This window comes from Acidipropionibacterium thoenii DSM 20276, from assembly GCF_000423445.1.
GTDB classification, from domain to species: Bacteria; Actinomycetota; Actinomycetes; order Propionibacteriales; family Propionibacteriaceae; genus Acidipropionibacterium; species Acidipropionibacterium thoenii.
Window position 1 is genome coordinate 70,704 of the sequence record NZ_AUHZ01000007.1, and the last position, 19,562, is coordinate 90,265.

Genomic DNA, 19,562 nt, shown 5'->3' on the forward strand with positions numbered 1-19,562 from the left:
TGGTCGAAGCAGGCTCCTCGCCGGCGAGACGGTGGCTCAGGAGGTCGGCCAGGTCACCGCCGGGTTCTCTGCACTGAAGTCGACAGTCGGCTTGGTGCTGGTGACGGTCGCCGTCCCGGAGGCATTGCCGCCATTGGCGGTCTTGGCAGTCACCCTGACGACCATGTACATCGAGCCGACGGCCTGCATGGTTCCGGCCGTGAGCCGTGGTGTCATGGTCTCCACACTGGCGGCCGAACTGGTGGAGTAGGTCACCGAGTTCTCCTGGATCGCCGTGCCCTGGCTGGTCTTGTCCGAGACGTAGAAGGGGCAACCGGCGGGCTTGATCTTGGTGGAGGCCAGGCACTTGCTGAGGCTGTCCTTCACCAGATTCCGCCAGGTGCTGAGCCCCTTGGTGGTGAGGGCCGGCTCCATGTCATAGGTCGACACGTAGCCGGAGGGCTCCTTGACGTAGAGGGTGGAGTCGTCATTGCCGTACTGGACGTACGCATTACCCGACTCGAGGGTGTAACCACCGGGGAACAGCGCGATCTTGGACGCCGAGACGTCCTGACCGTTGATCTTGACCGTCTCACCACCGAGCCGACTCAGGTCCACATTGGCGGCGGCCTGGGACATCTGCCAGTGGGATCCCTTGTCGCTGCGCCTGAGACGGTAGGTGCTGGTGACCGACTCCTCGGCGATGTCATAGGAGGCGTTGACCGTGGCGCTGTAGTCGGTGGTGGTCCCGGCGTCCAGGGTCAGATTCTTGATCGGGTTCTGCTTCTGGGCGGCATTCATCACGTCGGCGGTGAGGTACTTCGAGGACCCCGACGGGCTGTTGCGGCCGTAGCTCAGTGCCCGCTTCGGATCCCCCTTCATGACTGCGTCGAAGTAGTCCGCCAGGGCAGCCTTGGGATCGTCGACGACCTTGGTGGATCCCGAACCGGAGGTCTGACCTGCCGATGTCGATGTGCCAGGAACCGCCTGCTCACCGTCGTCCTTGTTCCGATTGAGCAGGAAGAAGGTCAGTCCGAGAGCCACCACCACCACGGCCGCGATGACTCCGATCAGGATCCCCTTGCCGGAACCACCCGAGCCGGAGCCGCCGGACCCGTACTGGCCGCCGGGTCCACCCGGGGACCCCGGGCCGCCGGCGCCCTGGGGTGTCCAGTTCTGCTGCCCGCTCCAGGTGCCGCCGGCCTGAGCATTCGGATCGTAGCCGCCGCCCTGCCAGTTCTGCTGGCCGGGGTAGGGCTGTTGCTGCTGATTCCAGCCCTGCTGGCCCTGCGGGTCCCAGCCCGGTGCGGGCTGCTGGGGGGATTGCGGTTGTCCGGGTGGGGGATTGGCCGAGCCCCAGTTCTGCGGGGTGGAGTTCGGATCCCAGGGGGAGCCGGGGTGCTGGCTGTTACTCATCACTTCTCTCCTTCTCAGGGCTGATCGACAGGCTGGGTGGTGTGGGGGGGTGAGGGCACAGTTCGTGGTGCGGATGACTGGGAGGCTAGTCCTCTGCTGGCGCGGGGTAAACCTGGGCGATCTGCCCGGTGTCGACGTCGTACATGAATCCCGCGACCTCGGCGTCGATCAACGGGTTGGCCCGCAGCTGGTCGACGTCGAAGTGGAGGGCGGACAACTGGTCGGTGGTCGCCCCGATCCGCATCCCGTGGACATCCGTGCCATCAGCGGCCTCGATCGCCGCTGCCATCTGGACGTCGTCGCCGGCGGCCATCGCGCATCGGGTGTGGGCGATCACCATGATCCGGTCGACCCCGAGCAGGTGACTGCCGACGACCAGGGCGGTGGTGACGTCGGGGGTGACCCGGCCGCCGGCGCTGCGCAGCACCTTGGCGTCGCCGACCTTGAGGTCGAGCATCGCCAACGGGTCGAGCCGGGAGTCCATGCAGGTCACCAGGCCTACTCTCCTGGCGGCCCTGCCGGGCACCCCTTTCTCGGCGAAGGAAGCGCTGTACCGCGCATTGCCCTCGAGCAGATCTGTGAATGCCATGTCGCCGACCCTACCGATATCCAGTCCAGCTCGGCGGGCATCTCGACTGCCCCTCAGGGGTGTCGGCGGAGTCAGTCGAAGAGGCCGGGCTGATCGGGGTCAGGAGCGGGCCCGGAATCCTGCGATTCTCCAGTGGCAGCATCATCACTGCTTGTCAGAGGACTCCTTGCGGTGTCATCGGGGGTTCTGTGAGGGGTCTTGCCGGGATCCTCGCCGGCGTGCGATGTGGTGCTGCCGGCCGCTCCGCGTGGCTCCGGCGTATCGCCATCGGCGCAACCTTGGCGGCGGCTGGCCACAGCCACCACCGGGGCCGATGTGCGGTCCCCGGAGCCATCTCGGCGACCGTGCTCGGCGGGAAGTTCGACGGGCGCGCCCTTGCTCGTGCAGGCGATCGCGGGGGCCGGACCGGCCCAGCCGAGGACCAGGGCGTTCTCGGTGGACAGGAAGCGGTGGCAGCGCATCCCGGCGGTGGCCCTTCCCTTCGCCGGGTACTGGGACAGCTCGGTGATCTTCACCGAGCTGGCGGGATCACCGAGCCGATCGGCATCCGGGGCGGCCACCGTGACCACCTCGGCATCGTTGTCGGGCACGACGCCGAAGAAGATCACCGGTGCACTGGCCTTGATCCCGGCGATCCCGGAGCCCTTGCGGCCCTGGGGGCGGACCAGGCCGGCGCGGAAGTGCAGTAGGTGGGCGTCGGCGGTGATGAAGCACAGCTGTGCATCGGGGTCGGTGCACTCGGCGGCACCGACCAGCCGATCCCCCTGTTTGAGGGTGATGACTTCCCACGAGTCGCCCGTCGGCAGGTCGGGGTTGACCCGCTTGACGACGCCGTCCCGGGTTCCCAGGGCCAGTTCAGGGCCGTCGCCCGCCAGGCCGGTGAGCGCGATGACCTTCTCCTCGGCCGTCAGGTCGACCAGTTCGGCGACGTCCCTACCACCGGTCAATGAGGGCGCGGTGGCGGTGGCCGGCAGACTCACCAGATCGATGGTGCGGATCCGGACCAGCCGGCCGGCCGAGGTGATCGCCCCGAACTGGCCACGGGTGGTGCTGCGGGCGGCCGAGACGATGGTGTCGTGGGCAGCGCGGGGCCCCTGCCAGGGGAGGTCCTCGGCGGTGTCGACGCGGGCCAGCCGACCGGTGGCCGACAGCAGAACCCAGCTGGGGGCGTCGGGCACCTCCAACGGTTCGTCGGTGGCGGCACTGACTCCGGCGGAGTCCAGCAGCACCGTGCGGCGCGGGGTCCCGAAGGTCCGGGAGACCGCAGCCAGCTCCTTGGAGACCACCTTGCGCAGCTGGTTGTCGTCGGTGGCGATGATGGTGAGCTTGTCGATGTCGGCCAGCAGGTCGTCGCGCTCGGACTCCAGCTCGATGGTGGAGTAGCGGGTCAGCCGGCGCAGCTGCATGTCGAGGATGTAGTTGGTCTGCACCTCGTCGAGTTCGAAGGCCTCCATCAGTCGGGTGCGGGCCTCGGCGACGTCCTGGGAGGAGCGGATGATGGCGATGACGTCGTCGATGTCGACGATCGCGGTGAGCAGCCCCTCGACCAGGTGGAGCCGGTCCTTGGCCTTGCGCAGCCGGTAATTGGTGCGCCGCAGGGTGACGTCCAGGCGGTGCTCGAGGTAGATCTGCAGCAGCTCCAGCAGCCCGAGGGTGCGAGGTTGGCCCTGGACCAGGGCGACCGCGTTGACAGCAAAGGTGTCCTCGAGCTTGGTGAGGCGGTAGAGCCGGTTCAGCATCGCCTCGGCGTTGATGCCGTTCTTGACCTCGATGACCAGCCGGGTGCCATTGGTGAGATCGGTGAGGTCCTTGACGTCGGCGATACCCGAGATCCGCTTGGACTGCACCAGGGTCTTGATCTGGTCGATGATCTTCTCCGGGCCCACCATGTAGGGCAGTTCGGTGACGACGATGCCCATCCGTCGCGGGGAGACCCGCTCGATGGTCGTGGTGGCTCGGATCCGGAAGGTTCCCCGTCCGGTGGCGTAGGCGTCGTGGATGCCGTCCAGGCCGATGATGCGTCCGCCGGTGGGCATGTCGGGGCCGGGGATGAAGCGCATGATGTCGTCGAGGTCGGCATCCGGATGCATCAGCAGGTGGCGCAGCGCGGCGATCACCTCGACCAGGTTGTGGGTGGCGATATTGGTGGCCATCCCCACCGCGATCCCGGAGGCGCCGTTGACCAGCAGATTCGGGAAGGCGGCCGGAAGGACACCGGGTTCGGTCTCCTTGCCGTCGTAGTTGGGGACGAAGTCCACGGTGTCCTCTTCGAGCCCCTCGACCATCGCCATCGCCGAGGGGGCCATCCGGCACTCGGTGTACCGCATCGCCGCGGGACCGGCGTCCAGGGCTCCGAAGTTCCCGTGGCCGTCGACCAGCGGCAGCCGCATGGCCCACGGTTGGGCCATCCGTACCAGGGCGTCGTAGATCGCCGAGTCGCCATGGGGATGCAGTTGGCCCATCACCTGGCCGACCACTCGTGCCGACTTCACATGGGGGCGGTCGGGGCGCACGCCCATGTCGGACATGCTGTAGAGGATGCGTCGTTGGACCGGTTTGAGACCGTCCCGGGCATCGGGCAGGGCCCGGGAGTAGATCACCGAGTACGCGTACTCCAGGTAGCTGTTCTCCATCTCACTGGAGACGTCCACGTCGATGATGTTCTCGGTGAAGTCATCGTCCACGGTCGACCTGGCCATTGATGTCCTGCGCTCCTCAAGTCCCGGGAGCTCTGCTGCACCCGGCTGCCCACGCTACTGGATGGGGTCGGTGGCTGCGAGGGCATCCCTCAGCTTCGGGTACAGCCGGTCACCATCGGGGGCGCGCACCAGGGGTGCGGAGCCACGCGACCTGGCCGAACGGGAGCCCTGTTCCAGGGCGCTTGCCGCACCGTGGGCCAGGATCTGCTGGGCCGGCGACAGCTCGCGGATCGCGATCGCCCGGACCTGGCCGGGCCGACCCTCGTCCAGCTCGGTGTACAGCTCGACGTCATGCTGGCCGTCGTCGCCGACCAGCACCCATCGGATCCGTGGGAAGTCGCGGGTGAGTTCGCGCAGCGCGGCGCGTTTGTGCTCGGGTCCCGAACGGAACCAGCCGGTATTGGTCGGGCCCCAGTCGGTCAGCAGCAGGGGCCCCCTGGGATACCCATGGCGTGCCAGGAAGCGGGTGAGGAAGGGATAGGTGTTCCAGGCCCCGGTCGACACGTAGACCACCGGCGCATCCGGGTGATCGGCGAGCAGGCGCTGGTACATCCGGGCCATTCCGGGCACCGACTGGCGGGCCTGCTCAGTGCGCACGAAGGAGTTCCACGCCGCGATCAGGGAGCGGGGCAGGAAGGTGGCGATCACGGTGTCGTCGATGTCGGAGATGATGCCGAAGGTCGCCTGGGGGTCGACCACCAGGACCTCGACCGGCAGCGCCTCGGTGTGATCATCGGCGGAGCCCGTGTGCGCTGCCGATGTGCTGGGGCCCTGCACGGTCAGGGTGTGCCAGCCCGGTTCCAGACCGGGATTGGCCACCCTCAGGTCGAGGTAGCCGTTGCGATCCGCGTGCAGGGTCATCAGCTCCGAGTTCAGCCCTAGCCGGATCTGCGCGTCGGGAGCCGGCAGCTGGAGGAAATTGCGCCAACCGCGCTGACCCAGGAAGTCGTCTGCCACCCGTCCCAGGATGGTGCGTCCCAGGGGAGGAGCCATCACGGCTCGTGCCAGGATCCGGATCCCGGTCTCGGAACCGTAGCCGTAGAACGGGATCACCTTGGTGATCCAGCCGCGCCGGCCCAGGATGCGGTTGAGGCGACGAGTGATCGCAGCCTCCAGCCGGGCACCGATGAAGGGGCGGTTCGTCATGGCCCCGACCTTAGTGCAGCCACCACCCCGGGTCCTCGCGCGCTGGATCTGCGGGAGGGCGGAGTCGACAGCAGGCATGGGCTAGTCTGACGAGACTGCCGCATATCACGGCAGTGGCCGGTGGACATCGTCGCGGCCCGGACAGCTCCGAGGAGAAGTGGGGCCACGTGTCAGAACCGTCATCAGGGCGCGGATCCTCATCCGGCCCGGAACCGTCATCCGGACCGGGCTGGCCCGAGGAGTTCGTGATGCCCCGCCACGGGGTGGCCACGGTGGCTGAACTGGTTCCGGCGATCGGCTCCCATCTGAGTCCAGGACCCTCCCGGCAGGACCCCTTCGAGCTACCGGCAGCCAGCCACTACGTCTTGCTGCTGGTCGACGGCATGGGGGAGCAGCTGCTGGACGCCAACCGCGGGCTGGCCCCGCAACTGGCCGGGATGGACCGAGTGGGGACCTCCGTGACCTGCGCGGTGCCGTCGACCACCGCGACCTCGCTGAGCTGCCTGGGAACCGGTGCGCCCCCCGGCCGCCACGGCGTCATGGGGTACACCTTCAGGTCGCCGGTGGGCGGGCAGATCATGAACGCACTGAGCTGGCAGCACGGGGACGATCCCCGTGTCGTGCAGGCCCATCCGACGGCATTCGAGGATCTGGTGTCGGCGGGGGTGGCGGTGACCAGTGTCGGCCCGGAGAGGTTCGAGAGGTCGGGACTGACCCGCGCCTCGCTGCGCGGCCCGGCCTTCCTGGGGGTCCGCGACGAGAACGACATCGATTGGAGGGTGGACCTGGTGCGCCAGGCCCTGGACCATGACGGCCCCTCGCTGTGCTACCTCTACGAGCGTTCCCTCGATCATGTCGGGCACGGTCAGGGCTGTCAGTCGCCGGCCTGGCAGCGTCGCCTCAGCTGGGTCGATGAGATGGTTCAGGCGCTGTCGGAGGAACTCGACGCGGACACCGTGGTCATCGTCACCGCCGACCACGGGATGATCGACATCCCCCAGGACCGCCGGATCGTCGTCGAGGACGTGCCGGACATGATGACCGGCGTCGATGCCATCGCGGGGGAGCCGAGGTTCCGCTCGCTGTACACCCGCCACCCCCGCGAGGTGGCCCGACGCTGGTCTGCGCTGCTGGGCGACCGGGGTTGGGTGATCACCGGTGACCAGGCGATCGAGGCAGGCCTGTTCGGTCGATGGGATCCGGCCCTGCGTCCGCGGCTGGGAGATGTGCTGGTCGCGATGCGCCGGGACTGGGCCGTGATGACGCGCACCGTGGCCCAGGAGATGCGACTGATCGGTATGCACGGTTCATTGACGCCGGCCGAGATGACCATTCCGGTGCGATGGCTGCGGGTCGGAAGTCCTGCCTGGTGAGCTCAGGCCGCCAGCCAGGTCAGGTGGGCGGGTTCGGGGCCGACCGGGACCGTCCCGTCAGACGTGGGGTGTCGGACCGCCGAACATGATCTCGTCCCAACTCGGCACCGAGGCCCGCTTGGAGTGACTGCCGCGCTTGCGCCGGCGTCCCCCGGGCTTGGGCCCGGTGGTGTCGGGGGTGTCCTCGATGTCGAGCTGAGGTTCCTGGGTCTGCTCGTCGGGGGCGACCGGGGGCTGTGATGCGGGTCCTGAGTCGTCGGCCGGCGAATCGGGCTCGGGGTCATCGCCGGTCTCGGGGTCGCTGTCAGGGTGCTGGTCGCGGGCCGGTGCCGCATCGGCAGTGGGGGACTCGTCACCGCCGACCACCGGCGGCTCCTCCAGACCCTGATAGATGTTGACCGAGTCCTCCTGGAACCCGGCCAGCATCTCGTAGAGCATGTCCATCTGCTGATCTGCACTCGGGGCGAAGTCGTAGACCCCGTCGGTCTGTGTCATTCCAGGCAGAGCCGGCAGCTGTGAGCTCCCCGGGGCGTCCACCGGCTCGGCATCGGCGGACGGCGAACCGGCCGATGAGGTCGACCTGCCGGTGGCCCGGCGGCGTCCAGATCCCTTCCGGGGCCGATCTGTGACGGCTCGGACGATGGCGAGCTCGTCCTTCAGATCAATGGTGGGTTCCAGATCGGGATCACCCTGAGCGCCCCCCGGATCGGTCGGCCCGGAACCGCCGAGGGGGGACCGGTCATCGACCAGCCAGCGGGCCCCGGCGTCCTGAGGGTTGGAGTAGCGACCGCGAGGATCGAAGCGGAAGGAGGCCTGGCCCTCACCCGGGCCCGGCTCACCCTGCCAGCTGGCCAGCAGCTCCCAGCTTCGGTCCTGATGGCGCCAGCACCGCCAGTGCACCCCATCGGGGTCGATGTCATGAGAGTTGCAGACCTGAGTGACGACAGAACTCAGGCTGCAGTGCGAACCGGGCTCGGCCTGCCGGCGCACCGGAGCCCCCAGTGCCGTCGTGATGATGTGCTCGAGCTCGGCCACCACCGGCACGGCGAAGGGCTCCAGCTGCTCGGTCGGCACGCCCGCCTCAGCGGCGACGTCGTCCAGGCTGGCCCCGGAACGGATCTTCGCCTGAATCTCGCGGGGGCTCAACGCGCTGTCCATCTTCAGTCCTTCCCACCCGGGGGAGCCGTGCCCTGGAGGTACTTGCTTGTCGATTCGAGCTCTTCCGGCACTTTACCGGCGCTGTCGCAGCGAGGCATCTTTTTTGTTGAGGGTTCGGCCCGGGGCGTGCGGTTTGGGGCCAGCCTTGCACGGTGTGATACACATGGGGCCGAACATCGACCGGTGAGGATATTTCACAGCCTCCTCGCTGCGCTGCACCGGCCGCATCTCACCCCAGGTCCGCTACGGGAGGGTAACTATGGCGACCGATTATGACGCCCCACGCAAAACAGATGACGATCCCAACGAGGACTCGATTGAGGAACTCAAGAGTCGCCGCAATGACAACAACTCCGGAAAGGTCGATGAGGACGAGGTCGAGGCGGCGGAGTCCTTCGAGCTTCCTGGCGCTGACCTGTCCCATGAGGAACTCACCGTCCGGGTGCTGCCCCGTCAGTCCGGCGAGTTCACCTGCGCCTCCTGCTTCCTGGTGAAGGGCCGCTCCCAGCTGGCCGAGGTCCGCGACGGCAAGCCCTACTGCGTCGACTGCGTGTGAGTGGTGCTGGGGGGTGAGCGGGGCTGGGTGCCAGTGGCGCGTGATGTGGTCACGACAGTCCCACTGGCCCAGCCTCCAGGGGGAGAGCCCGACGGTGGCCTCAGTGAGCCGAGACCCCCTTCTCCACCTGCTGACGCCGGATGAAACGGCTGACCAGCAACTGACTGACCGCCACCCCGAGGCCACTGACCAGCACCCAGCTGACGGCCTTGCTGGTCGAGACATCCGGATCATCGGAGATCGGGGGCTCCTCGTCACCGGTGACGATCCGCCAGCCCAGATTCGCCGCCTTCTGGGCGGCCAGCGTGGCGACGGCGCCGGCGATTCCGGCGTACACCTTCCAGAACAGCTTGTCAGAGATCATGGTCGCCATCCTATGGTCCTTGCGGCGCCTGCCGTAAGTTGCTTCTCGGGGGCTGCCGTCCCCGGGGCACCGGGGACAACGGCTGAATGAGTGCGGTATCCATCAATGATCAGTGAGGCCGAGATGACCGGCGAGGCAGAGACCGCCAGCAGTCGAGCGCAGGGCCGTCAGTACCGCGAGAGGCTGACCATGTCGCCGTGGTGGGCGCTGGTGGTGGTCCTGTTCGCCCTGTCAGTGGGTGTCGCAGTGCTGGCCTGGCTTCCCTCGCCCGCCGGGATGGGCATCACGGCGCTCATCCTGGCCCTGGTGACGTGGGCGGTGATGGCAGCCGGATCGATCCGCGTCAGCGCCGATGCCGAGGGGCTGCGGGTCGGCCGCAGCGCCATCGAGTGGCAGTACCTGGACCGGGTACGCGGCTGTGACGCCGCGACCATGGCAGCCGTGCTGCACAGCCCCCATCAGATCGGATCCTTCCTCGTGACCCGTCCGTGGATATCAACCGGGGTGGTGGTCCGGCTGGCCGATCCCGCCGATCCGCACCCGGCCTGGATCGTCTCCACACGCCATCCCGGGCAACTCGCCGAGGTGATCCGCCGGCACATCTCGGACCAGACCGACTCTGCCGACAGCAGTGTCACCCGTCCAGCGACCACCAGCCAGGAGGAGCGATGACTCGCACGAGGGAGCAGATCGACGTGCCGATGGTGGTGGAGGAGGGTGCTCATGCCCCGCGCTACGCCCTGCCAGGAGACGCCGGCGCAGACCTGTCCACCACCGTGGCTGTCGACCTGGGACCGGGGGAACGCCTGCTGGTGCCGACCGGGGTACGGGTGGCACTGCCCCCGGGCTGTGTCGGGCTCATCAATCCCAGGTCGGGGATGGCAGCGCGAACCGGGCTGAGCATCGTCAACGGCCCGGGAACCATCGATTCGGGGTATCGCGGGGAGTTGAAGGTGTTGCTCATCAACACCGACCGCCATCAGCCGATCCACCTGGATGCCGGAGACCGGATCGCCCAGCTGGTGATCGTGCCGGTGCTCTCAGCCCGGTTCCTGCCGGCCGAACAGCTGGAGAGCTCTGCCCGAGGTGACGGCGGATACGGATCGACCGGCCTCGGATCGGCGTGATAGTCATCTGATAGAAGGGTCCAGGCGGGAGACCTGGACGATGAGCGCTGGGAGTCGGACCGCGTGGATCGCGCCACGTGGCGCGGATAGACTGCGGAGACGCTCCAACGGCATCAGTGATGGGCTAGTGATGGAAGGACCCGGTTGTGATCTTTGGTCGTAGGAAGAGGACGGACCCCGAGGTCGAGGAGGCCCTGGATGCCGACGCTCTGGCCGATGACGCCTCCGGCGCCCCGTCGGCCGAGGCGAGCTCGGCCGACGGGGCAACTGAGGCCGACGAGGCAGCTGAGCAGTCCGGGGTCGGCGAGGCTGATGACGCCGATCAGGCCACCGACGAGGACAACGGCCTGGACGCCTACCGGATCAACCTCGAGCGAGAGGATGGGCCCTTCGACATCGACGAGGTCGACCTGGATGCCGACGACATCACCAGGTTGGACTTCGGTTCGCTGGTGGTCACTCCCTACGAGAACATGCAGATGCAGATCCAGATCGATCAGGACAGCGGCGAGGTCCAGAGCCTATTGGTGGTGCGCGACAACAGCGCACTGGAGGTGGCCCTGTTCGCCGCTCCCTCGACCGGAGAGATGATCAGCCAGATCCACCAGGAGATGATCACCGGTACCGAGGCGCAGAACGGTCAGGCAGCCGTCACCGAGGGTCCACTGGGTCCTGAACTGCACCGCGTGGTGCCGATGACCGGCCCCGATGGGCAGAGCGGCTACCACGTCTCGCGGAGCTGGCTGGCGCAGGGGCCGCGGTGGCTGCTGCGAGGAGTGCTGATGGGAGACGCCGCGGTGGGGGAGGAGCTCGACCCCACCGGTCAGCTGCTGATGGAGTTCTTCTGCAATCTGGTGGTCCGCCGCGATGAGCGGCCCAGGGTTCCTGGCGACGTCATCCCGCTCAAGGTTCCCGACGAGTTGCGCGGCGAGGAGTCCTGATGGCCCCGGGCGAGCCGAACCGGAAGGTCGCCGGGAGCACCGGGCCCAGGCCCGGGGTGCTGCGCCGGGTGCTCTACCGGTTGGCCGCCTCCAACGACGACCTCGTTGATGACGAGCTGCGTCAGGAGTCGGTGGACGCCGGCGCCAGCACCATCGCCACTGCGCAGATGCGCACCAGGGTGCACATCCAGGGCCGCATCGAGGTCCTCACCCTCAATCCCACTGGCACCAATCGATGGTTGGAGGCCGAGCTCAACGACGGCACCGGATCGGTGCACCTGATCTGGATGGGACGACGTCGCATCCCCGGTCTGCGAGCCGGACGCCGGCTCGCTGTCGATGGGCTGATCGCCGCCAATGACGGCCAGCGGATCATGTACAACCCTCGCTATCAACTGCTGAGTGACTAGGGCGAGGGGGACGATCCCTGTCGGCCCCCGTGGCGGGGGCCTGGTGCGCGGCGGGCCTGAGCCCTGTCGGCCCGATCCTCCGAACCCCCCGGCGGCGGCTACTCCTTGGGAGCGAGCAGCTGGACCAGATCGGACTCGTAGGCCGGCGAGACGATGAACAGCAGCTCATCGCCGGCCTCCAGGGCGGCGTCACGTTCGGGGACCCGACCCTGACCGTCCCGGATGACAGCCACCAGGACCCCGTCGCCGGGCAACTGGATGTCGCGAACCCGTTCCCCGACCCGGGGGCTGGAGTCGGGCAGCGTCAGCTCGACCAGATTGGCCCGGCCCTTCTGGAAGGTGAACAGCCGCACGAGATCGCCGACTGTGACGGCCTCCTCGACCAGGGCTGCCATCAGCCGTGGGGTGGAGACGGCGACGTCGACCCCCCACACCTCGTCGAACATCCACTCGTTGCTGGGGTGGTTGACCCGGGCCACCGTGCGAGGTACCCCGAACTCCGTCTTGGCCAGCAGCGAGTGGACCAGATTGGCCTTGTCATCGCCGGTCGCAGAGATCGAGACGTCGCAGTGGTCCAGCCGTGCCTCGTCCAGGGAGTCCAGCTCGCAGGCGTCGGCGCACAACCACTCCGCCTCCGGCACGGTGTCGGGCTGCATGGCGTGGGGGTTGCGGTCGATGAGCAGGATCTCGTGACCGTGAGCGATCAGCTCACGGGCGATGGAACGGCCGACGTTGCCGGCCCCCACGATGGCGATGCGCAATTTGAACCATGCCTTTCAGGTGTGCCCGGCTCAGCGGCGGGCAGGGGGAGCGGCGAGCAGTCGTTCGATCTCGGGCACCCTGTCGACCTCGACTGCTGCGTAGACGACGTCACCATCCTGCAGAAGAGTGGAGGGGGAGGGCACCATTCCTGTCCCGAACCGTTGCAGGAAGGGCAGCGGGGTGTGGATCTGATCCTCGATGGCACTGATCCGCATCCCCACCCAGGCCGCATGGGTGTTGACCCGGATGAGCCTCGCCTGGCCCGACGGGTCCCGCCAGGCGGGTTCAGAACCCTCCGGCATCATCGACCGCAGCACCTGGTCGGCGGCCCACCTCACAGTGGCCACCGTCGGTATCCCGAGCCTCTCGTAGACCTCGGCGCGGGCCTGGTCGTAGATCCGGGCCACCACATTGTCGATGCCGAACTCCTCGTGCACCACCCGTGCCGCCAGGACATTCGAGTTGTCGCCGCTGGAGACCGCTGCGAAGCCGTCGGCATTGCGGATGTCGGCCTTCTCCAGGACGGTACGGTCGAAACCCACACCCTTGACCGTGACGCCGCGGAACTCAGGGCCCAGACGTCGGAAGGCCTCGGCCTCCTGATCGATCACAGCCACACTGTGACCACGCTTCTCTAGCGACCTCGCCAGACTGGAACCGACTCGACCGCATCCCATGATGACGATGTGCACGTGACCTCCCGTCACTTCTTCGCTGTCATTCTGCCCTGTTGAGGCCGCACTGACCCACCGCCCGGGTTCTCGACCGGTTGTGGCAGACGTAGAGTGACCGCTCGTGAATATAACGCAGGGCCTGAAGCGACTGCTCATCGGGCGCAAGCTCGAGAGCAGCAAACTTGGTGAGACGCTGCTGCCGAAGCGGATCGCCCTGCCTGTCTTCGCCTCCGACGCGCTCTCCTCCGTGGCCTATGCCCCCGACGAGATCCTCATCACCCTGTCACTGGCCGGAGCAGCCGGTTACGCCTTCTCGTGGAAGATCGGTATCGCGGTCGCCTGCGTGATGCTGGTGGTGGTGATGTCCTACCGCCAGACGGTTCACGCCTACCCCTCCGGGGGCGGGGACTACGAGGTCGCCACCGCCAACCTCGGCCCCGATGCGGGCCTGGTGGTGGCCAGTGCGCTACTGGTCGACTACCTGCTCACGGTGGCCGTGTCGGTCTCCTCGGGGGTCCAGAACGCGGAGGCGATGATCCCCGCCATCCACGGTCATGAGGGCTTGGCCGCGGCGGGGGTGATCGTCGTGCTGACCGGGCTCAACCTGCGCGGTACCCGGGAGTCCGGGACCTTCTTCGCGGTGCCGGTCTACGCCTTCATGATGAGTGTCGCGGCGATGGTGATCTGGGGGCTGGTGCGGGTCTTCGTGCTGGGCGATCCGCTGCGCGCCGCCACTGCAGGGCTGAGGGTGGAGGGGGAACCCAAGTACTCCTCGCTGGTGGGTCTGGCGATGGTGGCCCTGTTGGCGCGCACCTTCTCCTCCGGATGCGCCGCCCTGACCGGTGTCGAGGCGATCTCCAACGGAGTTCCCTCCTTCCGGGAGCCGAAATCCCGCAACGCGGCCGCCACCCTGGCTCTGCTGGGCGGTATCGCCGTCTCGATGCTGATGGGAATCATCGTGCTGTCCCGGGTCATCGGCGTCCAGATGTTCGACGAGACCGGCGGCGGGTCACGGATCCTCGACGCCAGCGGGCGCCCGCTGGCCAGCCAGACCACGGTGGTCGGTCAGCTCGCAAGGGCGGTGTTCTTCGACACCTTCCGGCCGGGCTTCTACATCATGATCATCTGCACGATGGTGATCCTCTTCCTGGCCGCCAACACCGCATTCAATGGTTTCCCGGTGCTCGGGTCGATCCTGGCCAAGGACGGCTTCCTGCCCCGCCAGCTGCACACCCGCGGAGACCGGCTGGCCTACTCCAACGGGATCATCACGCTGGCCGTCGGCGCGGCCGTCCTGGTGCTGGTGTTCAACGCCTCGGTGACCGCCCTGATCCAGCTCTATGTGGTCGGGGTCTTCATCTCCTTCACCGTCAGCCAGACCGGGATGCTGAGGCACTGGACACGACTCCTCCGCTCGGACCTGCGGGCCCCCAAGGAGCAGCGCCGCGTCTGGATGCGCTCGCGGCTCATCAACGGCGTCGGACTGGTGATGACCGGCATCGTGCTCATCATCATCCTCATCTCCAAGTTCACCCGCGGCGCCTACCTGGCCCTGCTCGCGATGGTCGGCCTGTTCGCCCTGATGAAGTCGATCCACCGCCACTACGACAAGGTGCACGATGAGCTCGAGCTGTCCGACTCCTCGGACCGTGCGCTGCCATCGCGGGTGCACGCGGTGGTGATGGTCGCCGACCTCAACAAGCCGACGATGCGTGCCCTGCAGTTCGCCAAGGCCACGGTGCCGACCTTTCTGGAGGCCGTCACCGTCGACGTGGACCCCGACGCCACCGAGAAGGTGCTGTCGGCCTGGCAGAAGGAGGACGTCGACGTCCCCCTGAAGGTCATTGCATCGCCGTACCGCGAGATCACCAATCCCTTCATCGAGCACATCAGACGGATCCGCAGTGAGAACCCGCGTGACATGGTCGAGGTCTTCATCCCCGAGTACGTTGTCGGGCACTGGTGGGAGCGCCTGCTGCACAACCAGACCGGGGTGATGATCCGTGCCAGGCTGCACTTCATGCCCGGGGTGCTGATCTCCACGGTGCCCTACCAGCTCAGCTCCTCCAGATACGCCGAGCGGCGGTGGCGTCGCGAGGAGCCGCGGTCCTGGCGCGAGGCCGGCAGGCCGGTCGGGCGCTCGAGGGACTGACCGCGGGGTTCCGAGGGTCGGACGCCGGTGGCGCCCGGGGCCTTGAGCAGCGTCGCCGATCTGCTCGCAGTGCGCACCACCGGGTGCCGCACAGACAGGAAGGAAGCTGATCCGAATGACTCAGCAGCAGCTGGCAGGGCCCGTTCTGGAGCTGGATCTGGGCCCGGTCGCCCACGGCGGATTCTGCGTGGCCAGATCCGAGGGGAGAGTGGTCTTCGTGCGCGGCGGGCTGCCTGGCGAGCGGGTCCGGGCCCGGGTCATCGACGACTCGAAGGCCTCCCACTGGTTCGCCACCACCACGCAGGTGCTGCGGGCCGATCCCCACCGCATCGATCCGGTCTGCCCGGTGGCCGGGGAGTGCGGCGGGTGCGACTTCCAGCACGTCGAGATCGGCTTCCAGCGTGAGCTCAAGCGGCGGGTGGTCGCCGAGCAGCTCGACAGGATCGCCGGCATCGACTGGACCGGAGTGGTGGAGCCGGCCCGCGAGGCCGAGGACGGGCTCGGCTGGCGTACCCGGATGCACTATCGGACGACCGATGGCGCCCCTGCTCTGAGGGCCTTCCGCTCCCACGACCTGGTGCCGGTGCCTGCGCAGGGTTGCCCGATCTCCCATCCCGCCGGACGTCAGGCGGCCCGCCGGGTCGCCGCGGAGGGGCCCGAGGACCTCCAGGTGACGGTATCAGGCACCGGCGCCGGCACGCCGCAGGTCAGTGTGCTCGCCGACGGCAAGGTGGTGGAGGGCCGGGCCACGGTCACCGAGACCGTCGACCGGCTGGGCCTCCAGGTGGATGCCGGCGGTTTCTGGCAGGTGCACCCGCTGGCGGCGCAGAAGCTGGGAGAGGCCGTCATCGAGGGACTGCAACCGGGTCCGGGGGACAGAGCCCTGGACCTGTACTGCGGGGTGGGCCTGTTCGCCGCCCTGATGGCACGAGCCGGGGCGCGGGTGGCGGGGGTCGAGGTCTCCCGGCGGGCCGTCCAGCTGGCCCGCCACAATGTCGAGGGGCGGTTCCTGGTGGGCCGGACCGAGCGGGCCTCTCACCAGTTGCCCCGGCATGCCGACCTGGTGGTGCTGGACCCTCCGCGCAAAGGCGCAGGGCGCACAGTGGTGGGCGAGGTGGTAACCCGCCGCCCGAGGGCCGTGGCCCACGTGGCCTGCGACCCGGCGTCCCTGGCCAGGGACCTGACGCTGTTCGCCGAGGGCGGCTACCACCCCGTCTCGATCCGCGCTCTCGATCTGTTCCCGATGACCCACCACGTCGAGTGTGTGGCGATCCTGGCCCCCTGAGGCGTCCAGCGGCTGCCCCCGGGGCCCGGGGACTGCTCCGAGGGCCGCGCCCAGCGTGGTATCTTGACATCAAGATAAATGGGCCGAGCGCCATTGTGGACCGAAAGGGACCATGATGGGTCCTGGACCGTTCCAGACCGCTACAGCTTGGAGTTCAATCGATGAGCATCAACAGTTTCGGTGCCCGAAGGACCCTCGACGTCGAGGGCCAGCCCTACGAGATCTACGGCGTCGACGCCGTGGAGGGTTCGGCGGATCTGCCGTACAGCCTCAAGGTGCTGCTGGAGAACCTGCTGCGCACCGAGGACGGTGCCAACATCACCGCCGAGCAGATCTCCTCGCTGGGGCACTGGGACCCCGAAGCCCAGCCCTCCCATGAGATCCAGTTCACCCCGGCGCGGGTCATCATGCAGGACTTCACCGGAGTGCCCTGCATCGTGGACCTGGCGACCATGCGCGAGGCGGTCAAGGGGCTGGGGGGAGACCCTCAGCAGGTCAATCCGCTCTCGCCGGCCGAGATGGTCATCGACCACTCCGTCATCGTCGAGAGCTTCGGGACTCCCAAGGCCTTCGAGATCAATCAGCAGATCGAGTACCAGCGGAACCGTGAGCGCTACCAGTTCCTGCGCTGGGGACAGAGTGCCTTCGAGAACTTCCGGGTCGTCCCGCCGGGCACCGGGATCGTCCACCAGGTCAACATCGAGCACCTGGCCCGGGTCACCTTCGTCCGCGACGAGGACGGTCGGAAGGTCGCCTACCCGGACACCTGCGTGGGCACCGACTCGCACACCACGATGGTCAACGGCCTGGGTGTGGTCGGTTGGGGGGTCGGCGGTATCGAGGCGGAGGCCGCGATGCTCGGCCAGCCGGTCTCGATGCTGGTTCCCCGGGTGGTCGGGTTCAAGCTCCACGGGTCCCTTCCCGAGGGCGTCACCGCCACCGACCTGGTCCTCACCATCACCCAGATGCTGCGCGAGCACAAGGTGGTGGGCAAATTCGTGGAGTTCTACGGGCCCGGCGTGGCGGCCGTGCCGCTGGCCAACCGCGCCACCCTGGGCAACATGAGCCCCGAGTACGGGTCCACCATCGCGGTCTTCCCGATCGACCAGGTGACCCTGGACTACCTGCGCCTGACCGGGCGTCCCGAGCACCAGATCGCCCTGGTGGAGGCCTACGCCAAGGAACAGGGGATGTGGCACCGGCCCGATCACGAGCCCCGCTACTCCGAGTACATGGAACTCGACCTGTCCACCGTGGAGCCCTCGCTGGCCGGCCCGAAACGCCCCCAGGACCGCATCCCGCTGACCTCCTCCAAGCAGGCCTTCGAGAGGACGGTGCCGGACTACTCCTCCCAGCCCGACATCGCGGTACCGGTGACGCTGTCGGATGACCGGTCCTTCGAGCTGCGCAACGGGGCGGTCAGCGTCGCCGCGATCACCTCGTGCACCAACACCTCCAACCCGAGCGTGATGATCTCCGCCGGCCTGGTCGCCCGCAAGGCACGAACCCTCGGACTCAGCCCCAAGCCGTGGGTGAAGACCTCCCTGGCACCGGGCTCCCAGGTGGTCACCGACTACCTGGACCGCTCCGGGTTGACCGGGGATCTGGACGCCCTGGGATTCGACCTGGTCGGCTACGGGTGCACCACCTGCATCGGCAACACCGGGCCGCTGATCCCCGAGATCTCCGCCGCAGTCAATGAGAACGACATGGCCGTCACCGCCGTGCTGTCGGGCAACCGCAACTTCGAGGGACGGATCAGCCCCGACGTCAAGATGAACTATCTGGCCTCGCCGCCACTGGTGGTGGTCTACGCGCTGGCCGGCACGATGGACATCGACCTGGCCACCGAGCCGATCGGCACCGCGTCGGACGGGACCGATGTCTACATGAAGGATGTCTGGCCCTCTGCCGAGGAGATCGGCGAGATCGTGGACTCATCGATCTCCTCCCAGATGTACGTCCGGCGTTACGCCGATGTCTTCGACGGCGGCCCCCGCTGGAAGTCCCTGGAGACCCCTGAGGGCAAGACCTTCGCCTGGGACCCTGACTCCACCTATGTGCGCAAGCTGCCGATCTTCGACGGGATGCCCGCCGAGCCCGCCCCGGTCGCCGACATCACCGGCGCCCGGGTGCTCCTGAAGCTGGGCGACTCGGTGACCACCGACCACATCTCCCCGGCAGGAGCGATCAAGGCCGGCTCCCCGGCCGGCCGCTGGCTGGCCGAGCGAGGCATCGCCCGCAAGGACTTCAACTCCTACGGCTCCCGGCGTGGTAACCATGAGGTGATGATGCGTGGCACCTTCGCCAACATCCGACTGCGCAATCAGTTGGCACCCGGCACCGAGGGCGGATTCACCCGCGACTTCACCGAGCCCGACGGGCCGGTGACCACGGTCTTCGAGGCCTCCCAGCACTATCAGCAGTCCGGCATCCCCTTGGTGGTTCTGGGCGGCAAGGAGTACGGCTCGGGATCCTCCCGGGACTGGGCCGCCAAGGGCACCATGCTGCTGGGGGTGCGTGCGGTCATCACCGAGTCCTACGAGCGGATCCACCGCTCCAACCTGATCGGGATGGGGGTGCTGCCCCTGCAGTTCCCGGAGGGCTCCTCCGCCGACTCGCTGGGACTTGATGGCACCGAGACCTTCGACATCAGCGGTGTCGAGGCCCTCAACGAGGCCATCCCCAAGACGGTCCACGTCCGCGCCACCAGGGCCGACGGCCCGCAGGCCGGCAGCACGGTGGAGTTCGATGCGGTGGTGCGCATCGACACCCCGGGTGAGCGCGGCTACTACCTCAATGGCGGCATTCTGCAGTACGTGCTGCGTCACATGGCTGCTCACTGAGGGCAGTCCCGAATCACTTCCTCGAGTCGAGGGCGGCGATGCAGGTCCATCCTCCGCGTGCGGCCCGAGGGTCGCATCCGGCGCA

17 protein-coding genes are annotated in these 19,562 nt (G+C 67.9%); 9 read left to right on the forward strand and 8 right to left on the reverse strand.

Annotated elements, in window-relative coordinates:
- Positions 1-36: 36 nt before the first annotated feature.
- From G554_RS14250 to G554_RS14260, 4 genes are all read right to left on the reverse strand, one after another.
- Complete coding sequence (locus G554_RS14250) at positions 37-1,395, reverse strand: hypothetical protein (protein WP_036924243.1); 1,359 nt, start codon at positions 1,393-1,395, stop codon at positions 37-39.
- A gap of 85 nt (positions 1,396-1,480) precedes the next feature.
- Complete coding sequence (locus G554_RS0102600) at positions 1,481-1,984, reverse strand: beta-class carbonic anhydrase (protein ID WP_027586688.1); 504 nt, start codon at positions 1,982-1,984, stop codon at positions 1,481-1,483.
- A gap of 71 nt (positions 1,985-2,055) precedes the next feature.
- Positions 2,056-4,683 (reverse strand): DNA gyrase/topoisomerase IV subunit A, encoded by a 2,628-nt coding sequence (locus tag G554_RS14255; RefSeq protein ID WP_084648254.1) that lies wholly within the window; start codon positions 4,681-4,683, stop codon positions 2,056-2,058.
- A gap of 54 nt (positions 4,684-4,737) precedes the next feature.
- Positions 4,738-5,640, reverse strand: a complete 903-nt coding sequence (locus tag G554_RS14260; protein ID WP_051232301.1) for an App1 family protein phosphatidate phosphatase — start codon at positions 5,638-5,640, stop codon at positions 4,738-4,740.
- A 437-nt stretch (positions 5,641-6,077) separates the two neighbouring features.
- Between G554_RS14260 and G554_RS0102615 the strand changes: the two genes are divergently transcribed.
- Entirely contained in the window at positions 6,078-7,202 is a 1,125-nt protein-coding gene (locus G554_RS0102615; RefSeq protein WP_036924245.1) for an alkaline phosphatase family protein, read from the forward strand.
- A 57-nt stretch (positions 7,203-7,259) separates the two neighbouring features.
- Here the strand turns inward: G554_RS0102615 and sepH are convergent, their stop codons facing one another.
- On the reverse strand, positions 7,260-8,360 hold the full coding sequence (gene sepH / locus G554_RS0102620; RefSeq protein ID WP_027586690.1) for a septation protein SepH: 1,101 nt from the start codon (positions 8,358-8,360) through the stop codon (positions 7,260-7,262).
- 259 nt (positions 8,361-8,619) lie between these two features.
- On the opposite strand from sepH, the gene G554_RS0102625 reads away from it, so the two are divergent.
- Positions 8,620-8,916 carry a DUF4193 domain-containing protein gene (locus tag G554_RS0102625; protein ID WP_027586691.1) on the forward strand — a complete coding sequence of 99 codons (297 nt, stop codon included), beginning with the start codon at positions 8,620-8,622 and terminating at the stop codon, positions 8,914-8,916.
- Positions 8,917-9,016: 100 nt separating this feature from the next.
- Here the strand turns inward: G554_RS0102625 and G554_RS14265 are convergent, their stop codons facing one another.
- Positions 9,017-9,280 carry a DUF4235 domain-containing protein gene (locus G554_RS14265; RefSeq protein WP_036924301.1) on the reverse strand — a complete coding sequence of 88 codons (264 nt, stop codon included), beginning with the start codon at positions 9,278-9,280 and terminating at the stop codon, positions 9,017-9,019.
- Between the two features lie 123 nt (positions 9,281-9,403).
- On the opposite strand from G554_RS14265, the gene G554_RS14270 reads away from it, so the two are divergent.
- The 4 genes from G554_RS14270 to G554_RS0102650 all read left to right on the forward strand — a co-directional run bounded on the left by G554_RS14270 (position 9,404) and on the right by G554_RS0102650 (position 11,758).
- Positions 9,404-9,952, forward strand: coding sequence for a DUF3093 domain-containing protein (locus G554_RS14270; RefSeq protein WP_051232303.1), 549 nt, complete (start codon positions 9,404-9,406; stop codon positions 9,950-9,952).
- A 29-nt stretch (positions 9,953-9,981) separates the two neighbouring features.
- Complete coding sequence (dut, locus tag G554_RS0102640) at positions 9,982-10,407, forward strand: dUTP diphosphatase (protein WP_036924305.1); 426 nt, start codon at positions 9,982-9,984, stop codon at positions 10,405-10,407.
- Between the two features lie 146 nt (positions 10,408-10,553).
- The gene (locus G554_RS0102645; protein WP_071162134.1) at positions 10,554-11,348 is read left to right on the forward strand and encodes a DUF3710 domain-containing protein; all 795 of its coding nucleotides are present in this window, start codon (positions 10,554-10,556) and stop codon (positions 11,346-11,348) included.
- Between the two features lie 80 nt (positions 11,349-11,428).
- Complete coding sequence (locus tag G554_RS0102650) at positions 11,429-11,758, forward strand: OB-fold nucleic acid binding domain-containing protein (RefSeq protein ID WP_027586694.1); 330 nt, start codon at positions 11,429-11,431, stop codon at positions 11,756-11,758.
- A 98-nt stretch (positions 11,759-11,856) separates the two neighbouring features.
- Here G554_RS0102650 and G554_RS0102655 read toward each other — a convergent pair whose 3' ends face one another.
- Together G554_RS0102655 and G554_RS0102660 are read right to left on the reverse strand one after the other, a co-directional pair.
- The gene (locus G554_RS0102655; protein ID WP_027586695.1) at positions 11,857-12,519 is read right to left on the reverse strand and encodes a potassium channel family protein; all 663 of its coding nucleotides are present in this window, start codon (positions 12,517-12,519) and stop codon (positions 11,857-11,859) included.
- Between the two features lie 30 nt (positions 12,520-12,549).
- Complete coding sequence (locus G554_RS0102660) at positions 12,550-13,227, reverse strand: potassium channel family protein (RefSeq protein ID WP_211220397.1); 678 nt, start codon at positions 13,225-13,227, stop codon at positions 12,550-12,552.
- An 88-nt stretch (positions 13,228-13,315) separates the two neighbouring features.
- On the opposite strand from G554_RS0102660, the gene G554_RS0102665 reads away from it, so the two are divergent.
- From G554_RS0102665 to acnA, 3 genes are all read left to right on the forward strand, one after another.
- Positions 13,316-15,346: an APC family permease gene (locus tag G554_RS0102665; RefSeq protein WP_027586697.1), complete on the forward strand. Its 2,031-nt coding sequence runs from the start codon at positions 13,316-13,318 to the stop codon at positions 15,344-15,346.
- 115 nt (positions 15,347-15,461) lie between these two features.
- Entirely contained in the window at positions 15,462-16,631 is a 1,170-nt protein-coding gene (locus G554_RS0102670; RefSeq protein ID WP_027586698.1) for a class I SAM-dependent RNA methyltransferase, read from the forward strand.
- A 161-nt stretch (positions 16,632-16,792) separates the two neighbouring features.
- On the forward strand, positions 16,793-19,477 hold the full coding sequence (gene acnA, locus G554_RS0102675; RefSeq protein WP_027586699.1) for an aconitate hydratase AcnA: 2,685 nt from the start codon (positions 16,793-16,795) through the stop codon (positions 19,475-19,477).
- The last annotated feature ends 85 nt before the right edge of the window (positions 19,478-19,562 follow it).